Below are 13,422 nucleotides of genomic sequence, written 5' to 3'. Positions count from 1 at the left end.
GTTCAGCCTAGGTGGGTGCCCGGCGACCGGCGACGGAAATTGTGCGCGGGGGGTGCCCAATCTGACTATTGCGCGCTAAAGTCTGCTTCGATGCGTAACAGCGAAAGGTGTGACATGACGTCGACAGCGGTCAAGCAGCAGGTCCTCGAACTCGGTGGGGCATTCATGATCTCGCGTGAGGTCAGGGATTTCGGCGCGGCGGTGGGGGTCCCCGGCTTCCACGGCACCTACACCCGGGGCCGCGGCGGCGTGCTCGGTGACGTCGACGCCGACGTGGTCTCGGCCGCCTTCGGCTTCTTCGAACCCGGCTGCGTGCGCGCCGCCTGGGAATCGGTGCCGCTGCCCGCCGCCGACGCGGCCACCGCCTACCTCGCCGCCTGTCACGATTTCGGACGGCGCAAACTGGCCCGCTTCGACGACGCCGACCGCCTGGCGCACCTGCTCGGCCGTGTCGTCGCGGCGGCGCCCTCGGCGGGACTGCCGCTGTTCGCCGGCTGGCGGGCCATGCCGGTGCCCACCGACGACGGCCGCGCCGCGGCCATCCAGCTCACCCACGTCCTGCGTGAACTGCGTGGCGGCCTGCACTTCATCGCCGTCACCGCCCACGGGCTCACCCCGCTGCAAGCGATCCTGATCGCCGGCTCGCCGATGTCGGACGGGCCCACCCACGCGCGCATGCTCGGCTGGTCCGAACCGTTCGAGGAGGTCACCGACGGGATGCGGGCCCGCTGGGACGCCGCCGAAGTGCTGACCGACGAGCTGATCACCCCCTGCTTCGAGGTCCTCGACTCCGCCGAACGGGACGAACTGTCGATCCTGCTGGCCGCCGCGCACACCGCGGCACTGACCCGCTAGGACCCGAGGACGTCGCGCCCGCGGCCCACCACCAACGGGTCCGCGGGGCCGACGATCTCCTCGTCCTTGTTCTCGTAGTCGAAGCGGTCGAGCACGTAGCGCATCGCGTTGAGCCGCGCCCGCTTCTTGTCGTTGCTCTTGACCACGATCCACGGCGCGTAGTCGGTGTCGGTGTGCTCGAAGTTCTCCTCCTTGGCCGCGGTGTAGCGGTCCCACTTGTCCAGCGAGGCCAGATCCATCGGCGACAGCTTCCACTGCCGCACCGGGTCGACCTGGCGGATCGCGAAGCGGGTGCGCTGTTCGAGCGGCGACACCGAGAACCAGAACTTCACCAGGTCGATGCCGTCGTCGACGAGCATCCGCTCGAACAACGGTGCCTGGGTGAGGAACCGGCGATGCTGCTCGGGCGTGCAGAACCCCATCACCCGCTCCACTCCGGCCCGGTTGTACCAGGACCGGTCGAACAGCACGATCTCCCCGGCCGCGGGAAGATGCTCGACATAACGCTGGAAGTACCACTGGGTCGACTCCCGCGCCGAGGGCTTCTCCAGCGCGACTACCCGCGCCCCACGGGGATTGAGGTGCTCCATGAACCGTTTGATGGTGCCGCCCTTGCCCGCCGCGTCGCGCCCTTCGAACACGACCACGATGCGGCGCCCGGTGGCCTTGGTCCAGTTCTGCAGCTTGAGCAGTTCGATCTGCAGCAGCCGTTTGTCCAGCTCGTACTCGGCGCGCGAGAGCCGCTCGTCGTAGGGATAGCCCTCGCGCCAGGTGTCCACGACCAGCCCGCCGGGCGCGGTCAGCAAGACCGGATCGTCGTCGTCGCTGTCGTCGACGGTGAACGCGGCCATCTCGGTGAGATCCACGGCGGTCGCGAGGTCGGCGACCTCGCTCAGATCACGGCGTAGCGAACGCATCTCGACATCGGTCACCCCGCCGACGCTAACCGTCCACCGTGACCCGCAGATGAACATCCGGTGCGGGCCCGGTCTTTCGTGACACGTCGCGTGCGTGTCCCCGGCGACTTCGCGGCGCCGCTCGGGGCATACTGCGACCTGACCGACTGTGATCTGCGTGGACGTGGGCCGCGCACGCGGGAGAGGACCAAGGCGATGTCCGACGGAGGTTCGGTGACCGGCCAGTCCGCCGCTCCCGACGAGGAAGGCGCAGGCGGCAACCACATCGTGCGGATCGCGTCGGTGGCCGCGCTGGGTGGATTGCTGTTCGGTTTCGACAGCGCGGTCATCAACGGCGCGGTCGCCGCGATCCAGGACGAATTCGGTGTCGACGACGCGGTACTCGGCTTCGCCGTGGCCTCGGCGCTGCTCGGTGCCGCCGCGGGCGCCATGACGGCGGGCCGTATCGCCGACCGGATCGGCAGGCTCAAGGTGATGAAGATCGCCGCCGTGCTGTTCTTCGTCAGCGCCATCGTCACCGCGTTCGCCCCCAACGTGTGGATCCTGGTGATCGGGCGCATCATCGGCGGGCTCGGCGTCGGCGTCGCCTCCGTCATCGCCCCGGCCTACATCGCCGAGACCTCCCCGGCGCGGATCCGCGGCAGACTCGGGTCCCTGCAGCAGCTGGCGATCGTCCTCGGTATCTTCCTGGCGCTGCTCGTCGACTACGTGCTGGCCGAGATCGCCGGCGGGGCCGGGCAGACGCTGTGGTTCGGGCTCGAGGCGTGGCGCTGGATGTTCCTGTCGATGATGGTGCCCGCGGTCGTGTACGGCGTGCTGGCCTCCACGATTCCGGAATCGCCGCGCTACCTGGTGGCCACCCAGCAGATCCCCGAGGCCCGCAAGGTGCTGACCCTGCTGTTCGGCGAGAAGAACCTGGAACTGACCATCGGCCGCATCGAGGACAGCCTCAAGGGTGACGTGCAGCCGTCATGGAAGGATCTGCGCAGGCCCACGGGCGGGATCTACCCGATCGTCTGGATCGGGTTGCTGCTGTCGGTGTTCCAGCAGGCGGTGGGCATCAACGTGATCTTCTACTACTCCAACATCCTGTGGGAGGCCGTCGGTTTCGAGGAATCGCAGTCGTTCCAGATCAGCGTGTTCACCTCGGTGGTCAATATCGCCACCACCATCGTCGCGATCCTGCTCATCGACCGGATCGGGCGCAGGCCGCTGCTGCTGATCGGCTCGGTCGGCATGACGATCACCCTGGCCACGATGGCGGTGTGCTTCGGCACCGCCGATCAGGTCCCGAACGCCGACGGCACCCTCGAACCGCAGCTCAGCGGGGCCAGCGGCCCCATCGCGCTGGTCGCCGCCAACCTGTTCGTGGTGTTCTTCGGGATGAGCTGGGGCCCGGTGGTGTGGGTGCTGCTGGGCGAGATGTTCCCGAACCGGATCCGCGGCGCGGCGCTGTCGCTGGCCGCGGCGGGGCAGTGGGCGGCCAACTGGGCGATCACCGTCAGCTTCCCGAGCGTGAAGAGTTTCTCCCTCGGCTTCGGCTACGGGATGTACGCCGCGTTCGCGCTGCTGTCGCTGCTGTTCGTGGCCCGGTTCGTGCCCGAGACCAAGGGCAAGTCGCTCGAAGACATGGACGCCGCGACCGGCGTGGGGCGGCCCGCGTCGGCGGTGTGACCGTTACGGGCGCACCATCTGCCGGTAGTCGGCCGGTGTCGCGCCGACCGACTCCCGGAACGCGCGATGGAACCCGGACTCGCTGCCGAACCCGCAGGCGGCCGCGATCGCGCCCATCGACTGATACCGCTCGCGCTGCAGCAGTTTCTTGGCCCGCTCGATCCGGATCACCCGGATGTGCTGGGCGATGCCGCCGCCACCGACGATCCGGTACAGCGTGCGCCGCGACACTCCGCACGCCGAGGCGACCATGTCGGCGCTGAGCTCGGGGTCGCAGGCATGGTCCCGCAGGAAGTCGAACACCCGCTGACGCAGCACCGCGGTGGTCTCCGCCGGTTCGGAGCGGCGTCGCGCCGCGGTCGCCACGGCGGCGCCGAACAGTCCCATCGCGTGCGGAATCAGCGGTGCCGCCTGGGTGGGATCGGTGGAGACGAGGTCGAACAGCGCGGTGAAGCAGGCGTTCACCACCGGGGCGACGGTGCCGGCGCCATAGGTCTGTGCTGTCAGCGAGCGGGTGTCGGCCACCGAAACGCTGCGGGCGGGTACCTGCACCACCAGTTCTTCGAAGGTGTCGGTCCAGGTGGCGGTGTAGGGGCGGGTGCTGTCGAGGAAGACCAGGCTGCCCGGGCGCGCGTCGGCGGTGCGGCCGTCCTGTTCGAGGACGGCGTGCCCGCCGAGGGTGATCACGCCGAGCACGCACTGTTCGGTGTCGTCTCGCAAATCCACGGCACGTCGGCGCGCGCACTGGGCATCGGCGCGCACCCGCGACAAGCCGACCGAGTTCTCCAGGGTGGCGTATTCGATACGGGCGGCGAAATCGGGCGTGGGCATGGGGTCGACCTGCATCCGGAAGTACATCGCGCACACGCTGTCGCGCCAATAGTCGAAAGCCTCTCGTGTCGAGACACTCTCGGTGCTCAGCACGAGGGGGGACAACCGGGTGGCCATCGGCCCAGTATCCATCGGGCAACTGATCTTGTCGCGCGTTCGTGGTCAGAACCACGAACGGGTGCCGAAGGCATGTCCGGCGCCCGCGCGCGGGCCCTGTCCGGCGGGGCGTGACCGGGCTCGGCAACCTCTCGGCGAACACCATTGTTCGATGAATGGCGAGGAGCTGAACGTATGTCCAAATTGGTCGGGCGTTCACTCGGACGGCACCGTTTCGGAAACTCCGCCGCCTTGGCTTCGAGGGCAGACGTTCCTTAGTTCGCCACCCGGTGCCGCCGGGCGGCCGTCGCCCGCCGGAGATCGCCCCGCATGCCCCTGTCTCGCCCGACCGCCTCCTGTCTCGGCCCCCTCACCGCGCTCACCCTGGCCGCCGGAGCCCTGCTCACCCCCACGACCGCGCATGCCGAGGTCGCGCCGACACTCGCCGCGATCCCGATCGGCGACGCGGCGCCCCTCTGCACACCGGGCGCACCGACGTTCGACGACGTGGTGACCGCGGCGGCGTCGGTGCTGCGCGGTGTGGTCGGGCCCGACCGGCTGGCGGGCTACGACCGTCAGGTCGCCGAGGTCAGGACTGCGCTCGCCACGGCGCGCGTGCACCGCGACGGCCTGCCCATGCGCCCCGACCGGGTCGGGACCCGGCCCGCCGAACTCGACGACCCGATCGTCACCTATCTGGTCAACGGGCTGGACGCGGTCCGCACCGGCCGCATCGACCAGACGATGTCGGTCGCGCAGCTCACCGTCGAGGACGCGATCGAGGTGTTCATCCTCGCCACCGGCATCGTCAAGATCCCGGCCAAGCTCGCCGCGGGCATGGTGCCCACCGTCGGCATCTTCCTGAAGCCCGTGGTGGGCGCGGCGTTCACCGGCACCAAGGCGCTGGCGCGGGCGGTGCAGGCGTCGCTGGTGGCCGGTTGTGTCGCGCCGAGCGCCTACCCGCCGCTGGAGCTGGACGCCACCGCCACCGAACGCGTCGACGTGCCGCGCCCCGTCGAGGACCTGGCCGCGCTGGTGATGACCGCCGACGGCAGCTGCACCCCGATCGCCGATCTCACCCTGGCCGCCGTCGTCGAACGATCCCGTGCCTACCTGAACAGCGGTGCGGTACCCGTGGATTCGGCGGCGATGAACCAGGCCGCCGACGACCTGCAGGTCTTCCTCGCAGGCAACCGCGTGGCCGAGGTGATGCTGATGCGCCGCTCCGACGAGCTCGGGCCGCTGGTCGAGGCGCTCGACCAGGGCCCGCTGACCTTCCTGGCCAACCTCGGCGCCGACCTCGCCGCAGGCACCGCCCTCGACACCGCGCCGCTGGCCCAGGTGCGGGTGGAGAACGCCTTCGACCTGGCGACACTGACGCTCGACATCACCAGCCTGCTGTTCTCGGCGGGCACCTCGATCGACGGATACGCCGGGGTGGCCGACGCGGTGCTCACGCCGCTGTCGATCGTGCAGAAGCTGGCCTTCGCCCCGACCGACTACGGCGCACCGATCGTGCGCGGCGTCATCCAGTCGATGTGCGCGGTGTAAGTTTCCACCGATCCCAGACCAGAAGGTGAGTATCCCCGTGTCGCACTCCACCACAGGTTCGGCCCCGGCGGGCATCGGCCGCCGGGAAGTACTGGCCGGCGCGGCCGGTGTCGTCGCCGGTGTCACCCTCGTCGGGCTGACACCGGCCGCGGCCGTGCCCGCCGAGGTGGCGAAGTTCGCCCCGACCGGCACCGGGCGCGGCGCCCGGATCCTGATCATCGGCGACGCGGGCACCGGCACCCGCACCCAGTGGGCCGTCGCCGACGCGGCCAGGGCCTTCCATGCCCGCGAACCGTTCACCATGGCGGTCGGGCTCGGCGACAACATCTACGAATCGGGCCCGAACGGACCCGACGACGCCCAGTTCGCCACGAAGTTCGAAGATCCCAACGCGGGGCTGGACTTTCCGTGGGCCATGGCACTGGGCAACCACGACACCTCCGGAGTGTTCCCCGGCGACGGTGGCTGGCTGCTGCGCGGCAACCACGAAGTCGAGTACCACGCCCGGTCGCGGCGCTGGTGGATGCCCAGCCGCTACTACTCGGTGCGCGTGCCCGAGGACAACCCGGTGGTGGAGTTCTTCGTCCTGGACGTGAACCCGCTGGCCGCCTACATCCCGCCGCTGCTCGACCCGTACTGGTCGGTGGACGGGCAGTACATGAACGAGCAGCGCGCCTGGCTCGACCAGGGTCTGGCCGAGTCGACGGCGCCGTGGAAGATCGCCTGCACCCATCACCCCTACCTGAGCAACGGCCCGCACGGCGACGCGGGCAACTACGAGGGCCTGCCGATCGAGCCGATCAACGGCGTGCACGCCAAGCGGTTCTTCGAAGACCATGTGCTGGGCAAGGTCTCGTTCCTGCTCTCGGGCCACGACCACACCCTGCAGGTACTCGAACCCACCACGGCCTGCAAGGGCACCCGCCAGATCGTCTCGGGCGCGGCGGGCAAGACCGCGAGCGGCCACACCGCGCCCGCCTCGGAAGCGGCGCATCCCGCCCTGTTCGACACCCAGCACGAACTGGGCTTCATGGTCATGGATCTCACGCCGGAGACGGTGAATCTGCGGGTGGTGACGGTGGATCCGGCCTCGGGCACGGGCACCCAGGTGTTCGACCGCCGCCTGGCCTGAGCAACCTGGGCGCCATCTGCCGCCGAGTGGAGGATGATCGGGGCATGGGCTTCTACAACGACCGGATCCTGCCGCACATCGTCGACGTGGTGTGCGGAGTGGCCGCCAACGACTCGCTGCGGCAGCGGACCTGCGCGGGCCTGCACGGCGAGGTGCTGGAGGTCGGGTTCGGGTCGGGGAACAACGTCGGGTTCTATCCGGCGGCGGTCGAGCGGGTCGCGGGGGTGGAACCGGCCGATGTCGCGTGGAAGATCGCCGCGAAACGGGTGGCGGGCAGCGAGGTGCCGATCGAGCGCGCCGGGCTGGACGGGCAGTCGCTGCCGTTCCCGGACGCCACCTTCGACACGGCCCTGTCGACGTTCACCCTGTGCACCATCCCCGACGTGGACGCGGCCCTGGCCGAGATCCGGCGGGTCCTCAAACCCGGCGGCACCCTCCACTTCGTCGAACACGGGCTCGCCCCCGACGCCGCGGTGCGGACCTGGCAGCACCGGCTCAACCCGATCCAGCAGCGGATCGCGGGCGGCTGCAACCTCGACCGCGACATCCCCGGCCTGATCACCGGCGCCGGCTTCGAGACCGTCGAACTCGACCGCTTCTACCAGCCCGGCGCCCCGAAGGCGTTCGCGGCGCTCTCGCTCGGGGTCGCGCGCTGACACCGGTTGGAATCACGCCGAGCGCAGGGGTGGGCGCGCGGCGAACCCGGCGTTAGCGTCCGGACATGACCAGCCAGCTCACCACGTTGACCGAGATCACCGAAGCCACCGCCACGGCCGTGGCCGCCGATTCCGCCAACGCGCACTTCGTGTTCCGTGCCGCCGCCACCCCCGACGGCACGGTCGGCAGCGTCGTCACCGCGCGCACGCACACCGTGCGCGTCGACGAGCCCGCCGCGCTCGGCGGCGCCGACACCGCGGCCAACCCGGTCGAGGTGTATCTGGCGGCGCTGCTGTCCTGCCAGGTCGTCACCTACCGGTTCTGGGCCCAGCGGCTCGGCATCACCGTCGACGACCTGACGATCACCGCCGAAGGCGATCTGGACGTGCGCGGCTTCTTCGGCCTCGACGACACCGTGCGCCCCGGATTCCAGGCCGTCCGGGTGCGCGTGCGGGTGCGCGGACCCGAATCCGCCGAGCGCTACGCCGAACTGCAGCAGGCCGTCGACGCGCACTGCCCGGTACTCGACCTGACCACCGGCGTCACCCCGGTGACCACCACGCTCGACGTCGGCTGAACCGGAATCCGTTCCAGGACTCCACCGGCGAACACGTCGTACAGCGGCAGCGTCTCCAGATGGACATAGCCGATGTGGCAGTCGCACACCGCCAGCGGACACGGGCGCGGTGCCAGCGCGGACCGGTAGGAGCCGTCGTAGAGGTTGCCCAGCGGCGTCCGCACGAAATGGCAGCGGCGCACCGTGCCGTCACCGTCGACCGAGATCACCGAGTCGCCGGTGCGGCACGGCGCGCCCGCCGAGCGGTGCGGGTGCCTGCTGAACGGGAACAGCGCGTCGATGGCGGTCCAGTCGGCGGCGTCGGCGTCGGTGTAGGTGTGGCCCTCGGCGGCGTTGACCCACAGGTAGACGTGATCGGGCAGGTCGGCACGCAACCTGCGGGCGTGCTCGAGATGCTCGGGCAGCCCGACGACGCCCACGCTGAACCGGATTCCGGCCGCGGCCAGCCGTTCGGTCTTGTCCAGGAACCGCCGGTACGGGGTCTGACCAGGGTGGTAGGTGCACCACAGAGCCAGCGTGTCGGGATCGGCGTCGCCGGTCCAGTCGATGCGGCCGCTGAGGTTGGTCTGGATGGCGACCCGCCGCACGTGCGGGCGATGCGACAACTCGATCAGCGCGGTGCGATACCAGGATCGGACCAGGCCCTCGCCCCACGGGGTGAACAGGATCGAGAGCCGATCCTCGGTCTGCGCGTGCGCCCAGCCGGTGAACCGGTGCAGGGCGGCGCGGTCGGCGCGCAGCTGGGTGGTGCTGTCGCGGCGTTTGGCGAACGGGCAGTACGGGCAGTCGTAGTCGCACGAGGCCAGCGGGCCGCGGTAGAGGACGGTCAGATCCACGGTCAGCGCGGTTCGTAGGCGGCCATGGCGGCGCGCACGGCGGGGGAGAAGAAGCCGGGGCCGATCGCGTCGGAGTAGGCCAGCCCCTCGGCCGACAGGCGCAGCGATTCCGGGCCGGTGTCGGCGAGCCAGCCCCGTCCGGCCAGCGTGTGCAGCTCGGCGCCGAAATCGTCCCACGGGTCGGTGCCGAAGCGCGCGCGGTAGTCGGCGACCGGCAGGCCCTCCGCTTGCAGCAGCGACTGGAGCAGGTGGCGGCGGGCGGCTTCGTCGGCGTCGACGACGCGGCCGTGCAGGGCCGAACCGAAATCGGTGGTCGCGACGTAGGTGTCGATGATGCCGCGCACTTCCCGCATGTCGACCGCGTAGTCGAAGGAGTAGTGCAGCGACCTGGTGTAGGAGCGTGCGCCGCAGCCGAGGCCGATCATGCCGTCGGTCTGGCAGGCGTAGTCGTCGGCGCCCTGCGGTGGCGCGTCGACGCGGCGGAACATGCGCATCGACACCTGCCGATAGCCGTGCGCGAGCAGATGATCGCGGCCCTGCCGGTACCGCGCGAGCCGGTCGCGGTCCCAATCCTGTTCGGCGACCGCGGGATCGGCGTGCCGGGCCAGACCCGTCAGCGGGCGCACGTACAGCGGGTAGAGGTAGACCTCCTCGGGCCGCCACGCCAGTGTCGCGTCGAGCGAGACCTGCCAGCTCGCGGCGGTCTGCCCGTCGATGCCGTAGATGAGGTCGATATTGAGCACGGGGATGCCCGCCGCACGGATGCGGCCCAGCGCGGCCTCCACCTCGGCGCGCCGTTGCGGCCGCACCGCCGCCCTGGCCTCGGCGTCGACGAAACTCTGCACGCCCAGGCTCAATCGGGTCGTGCCGCGCTCGGCCAGCACGGCGAGCCGGTCGGTGGTGGCGGTGGCCGGGGACGCCTCCACCGACAGCGGGATGACGCGCAGCTCGGCGCCCATGATCTGCTCGGCGATATCGCAGAGGCGGGTCAGTTCGGCCGGGTCGAGGAAGGTCGGCGTGCCACCGCCGAACGCCGCGGTGGCGAACCGGGGCCGTTCGCTGTCGCCGAGGCTGTCGCGCACGGCGCGGGCCTGGCGGGCCAGGGCGTCGAGGTAGCGGCCGGTGAGCCCGTCCGGCGCGCCGACCCGGGTGAACAGATTGCAGAAACCGCAGCGCACCTCGCAGAACGGGATGTGCAGATACAGCGACAGCGCCGACCGCGGCTCTCCCGCCCACACCTGCGACAACGGCGGCCGATGCGGCAGCGGACGGTAGGCGGTCTTGTGCGGGTAGGCGTAGACGTAGTTCTGGTACGGCCGCGGTAGCGCGGTGTCGATCATGCGGTGGACTCCAGGAAGAAATGGCTGTAGGGCACCGTCCACACCGATTCGTGGCCGAGGCGGTGCCCGGTGAAACCGTCGTCGCCGTAGGCGGTGCCGTGATCGGAGCACACGATCGCGAAGCACCGGCGCCGCGACCGCATCGTGTCGAACAGCGCGCCGATGTGGGCGTCGATGTACTCGAGGGCGGCGGCGTGGGTGGTGCGGCTGTCCCCGGACGCGCGGGTCGCGCCCGGCAGGTGGAACCAGTTGGGCTGATGCAGCGCCGAGGCGTTGAGGAACAGGAAGACCCGCTGCTCGGCCGGCATCGCGGCGACTACGCGCCGCGCGCACGCCACCTGCTCCTCGAACGACGTCGGTGAGGCCACCGAGAATTCCGGCGCCCAATGACTTTCGGCGAACAATCCCGGCAGCACGCTGCCGAGCGCGCCCTGCTTGTTGAAGAAGCCGACACCGCCGATACAGACGGTGTGGTAGCCGCGGGCGGCGAGCGCGGTCACCAGGTCGGGCTCGTCGAAGACGAAGGTGCCGTCGGCGGTGGTCTCGCTGCCGGCGAAGCGCGCCGCGAACAGGCGCGGATGCGGGCCCGGGGTGGCCGGAGTCGGCAGGAACCCGGCGAACATCGCGTGATGCGAGGCGTAGGTGAAACTTCCCGGCGCATGGCGCTTCTCCCACCGCGCGCCCGGCAGATACCGCGACAGGGTGGGCAGCCTGCCCGCCGCGGCCAATTCGGTCGCGACGTCGTAGCGCAGGGTGTCCAGGGTGAGCAGCAGCAGGTCGTCGCGGCCGACGACCTCGGTCATGTCGGGACGGGGGAGCGCGGTCATCGCGTGGCTCCGATCAGGTCGCGGGCCACGGCGCTGAGCTGGGCGCTGTAGGTGTCCATGCCCTCGGCGGGTGTTCCGGGCAGGCCGGTGAGGCCGGGGAGCAGATCGCCGAACGCGTTGACCTCGCCGACGGTGAATCGCCGCCAGTCCGTGCCCGGCAGCAGGTCGACCCCGACACACAGGGTCCCGGGGAAGCACGCGGCAGCCTGTTCACACACGGCCATCGCGTCGTCCCAGTGCGTGCCGATGTCGGAGCGCACGGCGTCGAGGTCCCCGCGCGCTCCGCCCAGATGCAGATTCGTCATCGGGCCCGTGCTGGTGCGGACGACGGCATGGGTGGCGCGGCCCGCGACGACGACGATCCGCAGGTCGGCGGTGCGCCCACCGGTGGTGGCCTTGGGAATCCAGCGTTCGACGTGCAGGCCGTCGGGGGCGAGCCGGTCGACGATCGCCGCGATCTCGCGTTCGTCGCGGTATCGGCGTACGCGCAGCGAGTTGTGCAAGACGCCGTCGGAACCCGCCTCGACCGAGGTGGTGGCCTGCCAGCGCCCCGACGTGGTCGACTCGATCGCCAGCACGCCCGACGCGGACGAACCATGCGCGAGTTTCACGAACACCCGCGCCATTCCCGCCGCCCGCATCTGCGCGCGTACATCCGCCCAGCCGCGCAGCGGGCCGGTGACCGGCGACGGCGGTACCGGCACCCCGGCCGCGCTCAGCCGGGCGTGACAGCGGCGTTTGTCGAACAGCACCGCCAGCTCGGCCGGGTCGTCGACGCGTCGGCCGCCGCGCAGCGAGCCCACCGCCGCGAGGAAGGCGCGGTACCAGCGCGCCGACCCCTCTACTCGCGTCGGATCGTGCATGCCACGCAACATGGCATCGACTGCATGATTTTCCCCGGGTGAGTCCAGGCGGACGATCTCGTCGTCGGCGAAGTCGTGCCCGCCGTCGGCCAGGACCGTGCCCCACTCGACGACGCGTGGGCCGGGGAGACCGGCGGCGCGGACCGCGTCGGTGAACAGCCGGACCCGCCGGTTCTCGGCATTGCCGACCACCACCCAGCGCACGTCAGCTCACTCGCCGACCGCGACGAAACGCCACACCGAACCGTCGTCGTCCTCGTCGGACTCGGCGTCGTCGGTGTCCAGGTTCAGCGCCACCCCGGCCGGGGTGAGACTGTCCGCCAGGCGGGCGCCGATCGCCTTGCTCACGTAGTTGTGGTGCAGATCCAGCGATTTCAGATGGGTCAGCGGCTGGCCGCCGAGCAAGGCCGCGGCACCGTCGTCGGTGAGCACCCCCATCGACAGGTCCAGTTCCTCGAGCCGGGCCACCACCGGTGCGGCCGCGATCGCGGCGCAGACCGCGTCCTGGATCTCGCTGTTGCGCAACGCCAGCCGCGTCAAGCTGGGCAGCCGGTCGCCGGACAGGATCGGGGCGAGGTCGTCGACATCGCTGTCGCCGCCGTATTCGGAGGTACCGAGCCACAGTTCGAGATCGCGCAGCGCGGGCAGGTCGCTGGCCGCGACACCACGCACGACCGCCACCGGCAGACCGCCCGCCTGGACCTTGAGCTTCCGCAGGTTCTCGTGCCGGACCGCGGCGAACTCGAGCTGTTCGCCGCCACGTACGCCGAGTTCCTCGAGCTGCGGGAACGCGTCGAGCAGCCGGGTCACCTCGCCCTGGTTGATCCAGGAGATCTCGCATTCCTCGCCGATGATGTCACCGACGAACAGCGCCCGCAGAGCGGGCAAGCGGTCACGGGCGTCGATGATCGCGTCGATCACGTCGTCGGGCCGGTTGTCGTAGGCGTCGGCCCAGGATCCGACGATGATCGCGCGCACCCCGGCGGGGTCGACGGTCTCGAGGAACCGGGAGAACGCCTCCGGCCAGGTCTCCTCGGCGTCATAGGGTTCCACGCCGATCCGCCACGCCACCGCGTCGGCGGCGGGCAGCAGGCGTACCGCGGTGGCCTGGGCTTCGGCGTCCTTCTCCTGATCCGGGAACGGATAGGCGGGCAGTCCGCCCCACCCGCGCAGATGTTCTCCGATGGACATGTGTTCCCGCCCCTTCCGGCATGGCGACCCCGTGTGACAGCAGCGTTTCTACCAAGCCGCACCGACAATCCGCAC

The 13,422-nt window shown here is 70.5% G+C and carries 13 protein-coding genes; 6 read left to right on the top strand and 7 right to left on the bottom strand.

The window, feature by feature from the left end:
* The first annotated feature begins 114 nt into the window (after window positions 1-114).
* Complete coding sequence (locus EL493_RS20070) at window positions 115-855, top strand: SCO6745 family protein (protein WP_019047110.1); 741 nt, start codon at window positions 115-117, stop codon at window positions 853-855.
* Here the strand turns inward: EL493_RS20070 and ppk2 are convergent.
* Window positions 852-1,772, bottom strand: coding sequence for a polyphosphate kinase 2 (ppk2, locus tag EL493_RS20065; RefSeq protein ID WP_081723219.1), 921 nt, complete (start codon window positions 1,770-1,772; stop codon window positions 852-854). The two genes, EL493_RS20070 and ppk2, sit on opposite strands and share 4 nt — an antisense overlap.
* A gap of 195 nt (window positions 1,773-1,967) precedes the next feature.
* Here ppk2 and EL493_RS20060 point away from each other — a divergent pair, with 195 nt between their 5' ends.
* Window positions 1,968-3,446: a sugar porter family MFS transporter gene (locus EL493_RS20060; RefSeq protein ID WP_036835921.1), complete on the top strand. Its 1,479-nt coding sequence runs from the start codon at window positions 1,968-1,970 to the stop codon at window positions 3,444-3,446.
* Between the two features lie 3 nt (window positions 3,447-3,449).
* On the opposite strand, the gene EL493_RS20055 is transcribed toward EL493_RS20060, so the two are convergent.
* The gene (locus EL493_RS20055; protein WP_022566881.1) at window positions 3,450-4,394 is read right to left on the bottom strand and encodes an AraC family transcriptional regulator; all 945 of its coding nucleotides are present in this window, start codon (window positions 4,392-4,394) and stop codon (window positions 3,450-3,452) included.
* A 309-nt stretch (window positions 4,395-4,703) separates the two neighbouring features.
* Here EL493_RS20055 and EL493_RS20050 point away from each other — a divergent pair, with 309 nt between their 5' ends.
* The 4 genes from EL493_RS20050 (at window position 4,704) to EL493_RS20035 (ending at window position 8,290) form a co-directional block, all read left to right on the top strand.
* A complete protein-coding gene (locus EL493_RS20050; RefSeq protein ID WP_019047106.1) occupies window positions 4,704-5,924 on the top strand; it encodes a hypothetical protein in 1,221 nt (406 codons plus the stop codon).
* A gap of 37 nt (window positions 5,925-5,961) precedes the next feature.
* A complete protein-coding gene (locus tag EL493_RS20045; protein WP_019047105.1) occupies window positions 5,962-7,056 on the top strand; it encodes a metallophosphoesterase in 1,095 nt (364 codons plus the stop codon).
* Window positions 7,057-7,100: 44 nt separating this feature from the next.
* On the top strand, window positions 7,101-7,712 hold the full coding sequence (locus tag EL493_RS20040) for a class I SAM-dependent methyltransferase (RefSeq protein ID WP_019047104.1): 612 nt from the start codon (window positions 7,101-7,103) through the stop codon (window positions 7,710-7,712).
* Window positions 7,713-7,777: 65 nt separating this feature from the next.
* Window positions 7,778-8,290, top strand: a complete 513-nt coding sequence (locus tag EL493_RS20035) for an OsmC family protein (protein WP_019047103.1) — start codon at window positions 7,778-7,780, stop codon at window positions 8,288-8,290.
* Here the strand turns inward: EL493_RS20035 and EL493_RS20030 are convergent.
* From EL493_RS20030 to EL493_RS20010, 5 genes are read right to left on the bottom strand one after another with little or no spacing between them, the layout of a single operon-like run.
* On the bottom strand, window positions 8,194-9,126 hold the full coding sequence (locus EL493_RS20030; protein WP_019047102.1) for an STM4011 family radical SAM protein: 933 nt from the start codon (window positions 9,124-9,126) through the stop codon (window positions 8,194-8,196). The genes EL493_RS20035 and EL493_RS20030 overlap by 97 nt on opposite strands.
* 2 nt (window positions 9,127-9,128) lie before the next feature.
* Window positions 9,129-10,466 (bottom strand): STM4012 family radical SAM protein, encoded by a 1,338-nt coding sequence (locus tag EL493_RS20025; RefSeq protein ID WP_019047101.1) that lies wholly within the window; start codon window positions 10,464-10,466, stop codon window positions 9,129-9,131.
* Window positions 10,463-11,293, bottom strand: coding sequence for an STM4013/SEN3800 family hydrolase (locus EL493_RS20020; protein WP_022566882.1), 831 nt, complete (start codon window positions 11,291-11,293; stop codon window positions 10,463-10,465). The genes EL493_RS20025 and EL493_RS20020 overlap by 4 nt, the downstream gene beginning before the upstream one ends.
* Window positions 11,290-12,360 (bottom strand): STM4014 family protein, encoded by a 1,071-nt coding sequence (locus EL493_RS20015; protein ID WP_019047099.1) that lies wholly within the window; start codon window positions 12,358-12,360, stop codon window positions 11,290-11,292. Before EL493_RS20015 ends, EL493_RS20020 begins: the two co-directional genes overlap by 4 nt.
* Before the next feature lie 6 nt (window positions 12,361-12,366).
* Window positions 12,367-13,347 carry an STM4015 family protein gene (locus tag EL493_RS20010; RefSeq protein ID WP_019047098.1) on the bottom strand — a complete coding sequence of 327 codons (981 nt, stop codon included), beginning with the start codon at window positions 13,345-13,347 and terminating at the stop codon, window positions 12,367-12,369.
* Window positions 13,348-13,422 lie beyond the last annotated feature (75 nt).

It is taken from the genome of Nocardia asteroides, assembly GCF_900637185.1.
Taxonomy (GTDB): Bacteria; Actinomycetota; Actinomycetes; order Mycobacteriales; family Mycobacteriaceae; genus Nocardia; species Nocardia asteroides.
Note: the sequence above shows the minus strand (reverse complement) of the source record. Positions and strands in the feature narration are given on the sequence as shown.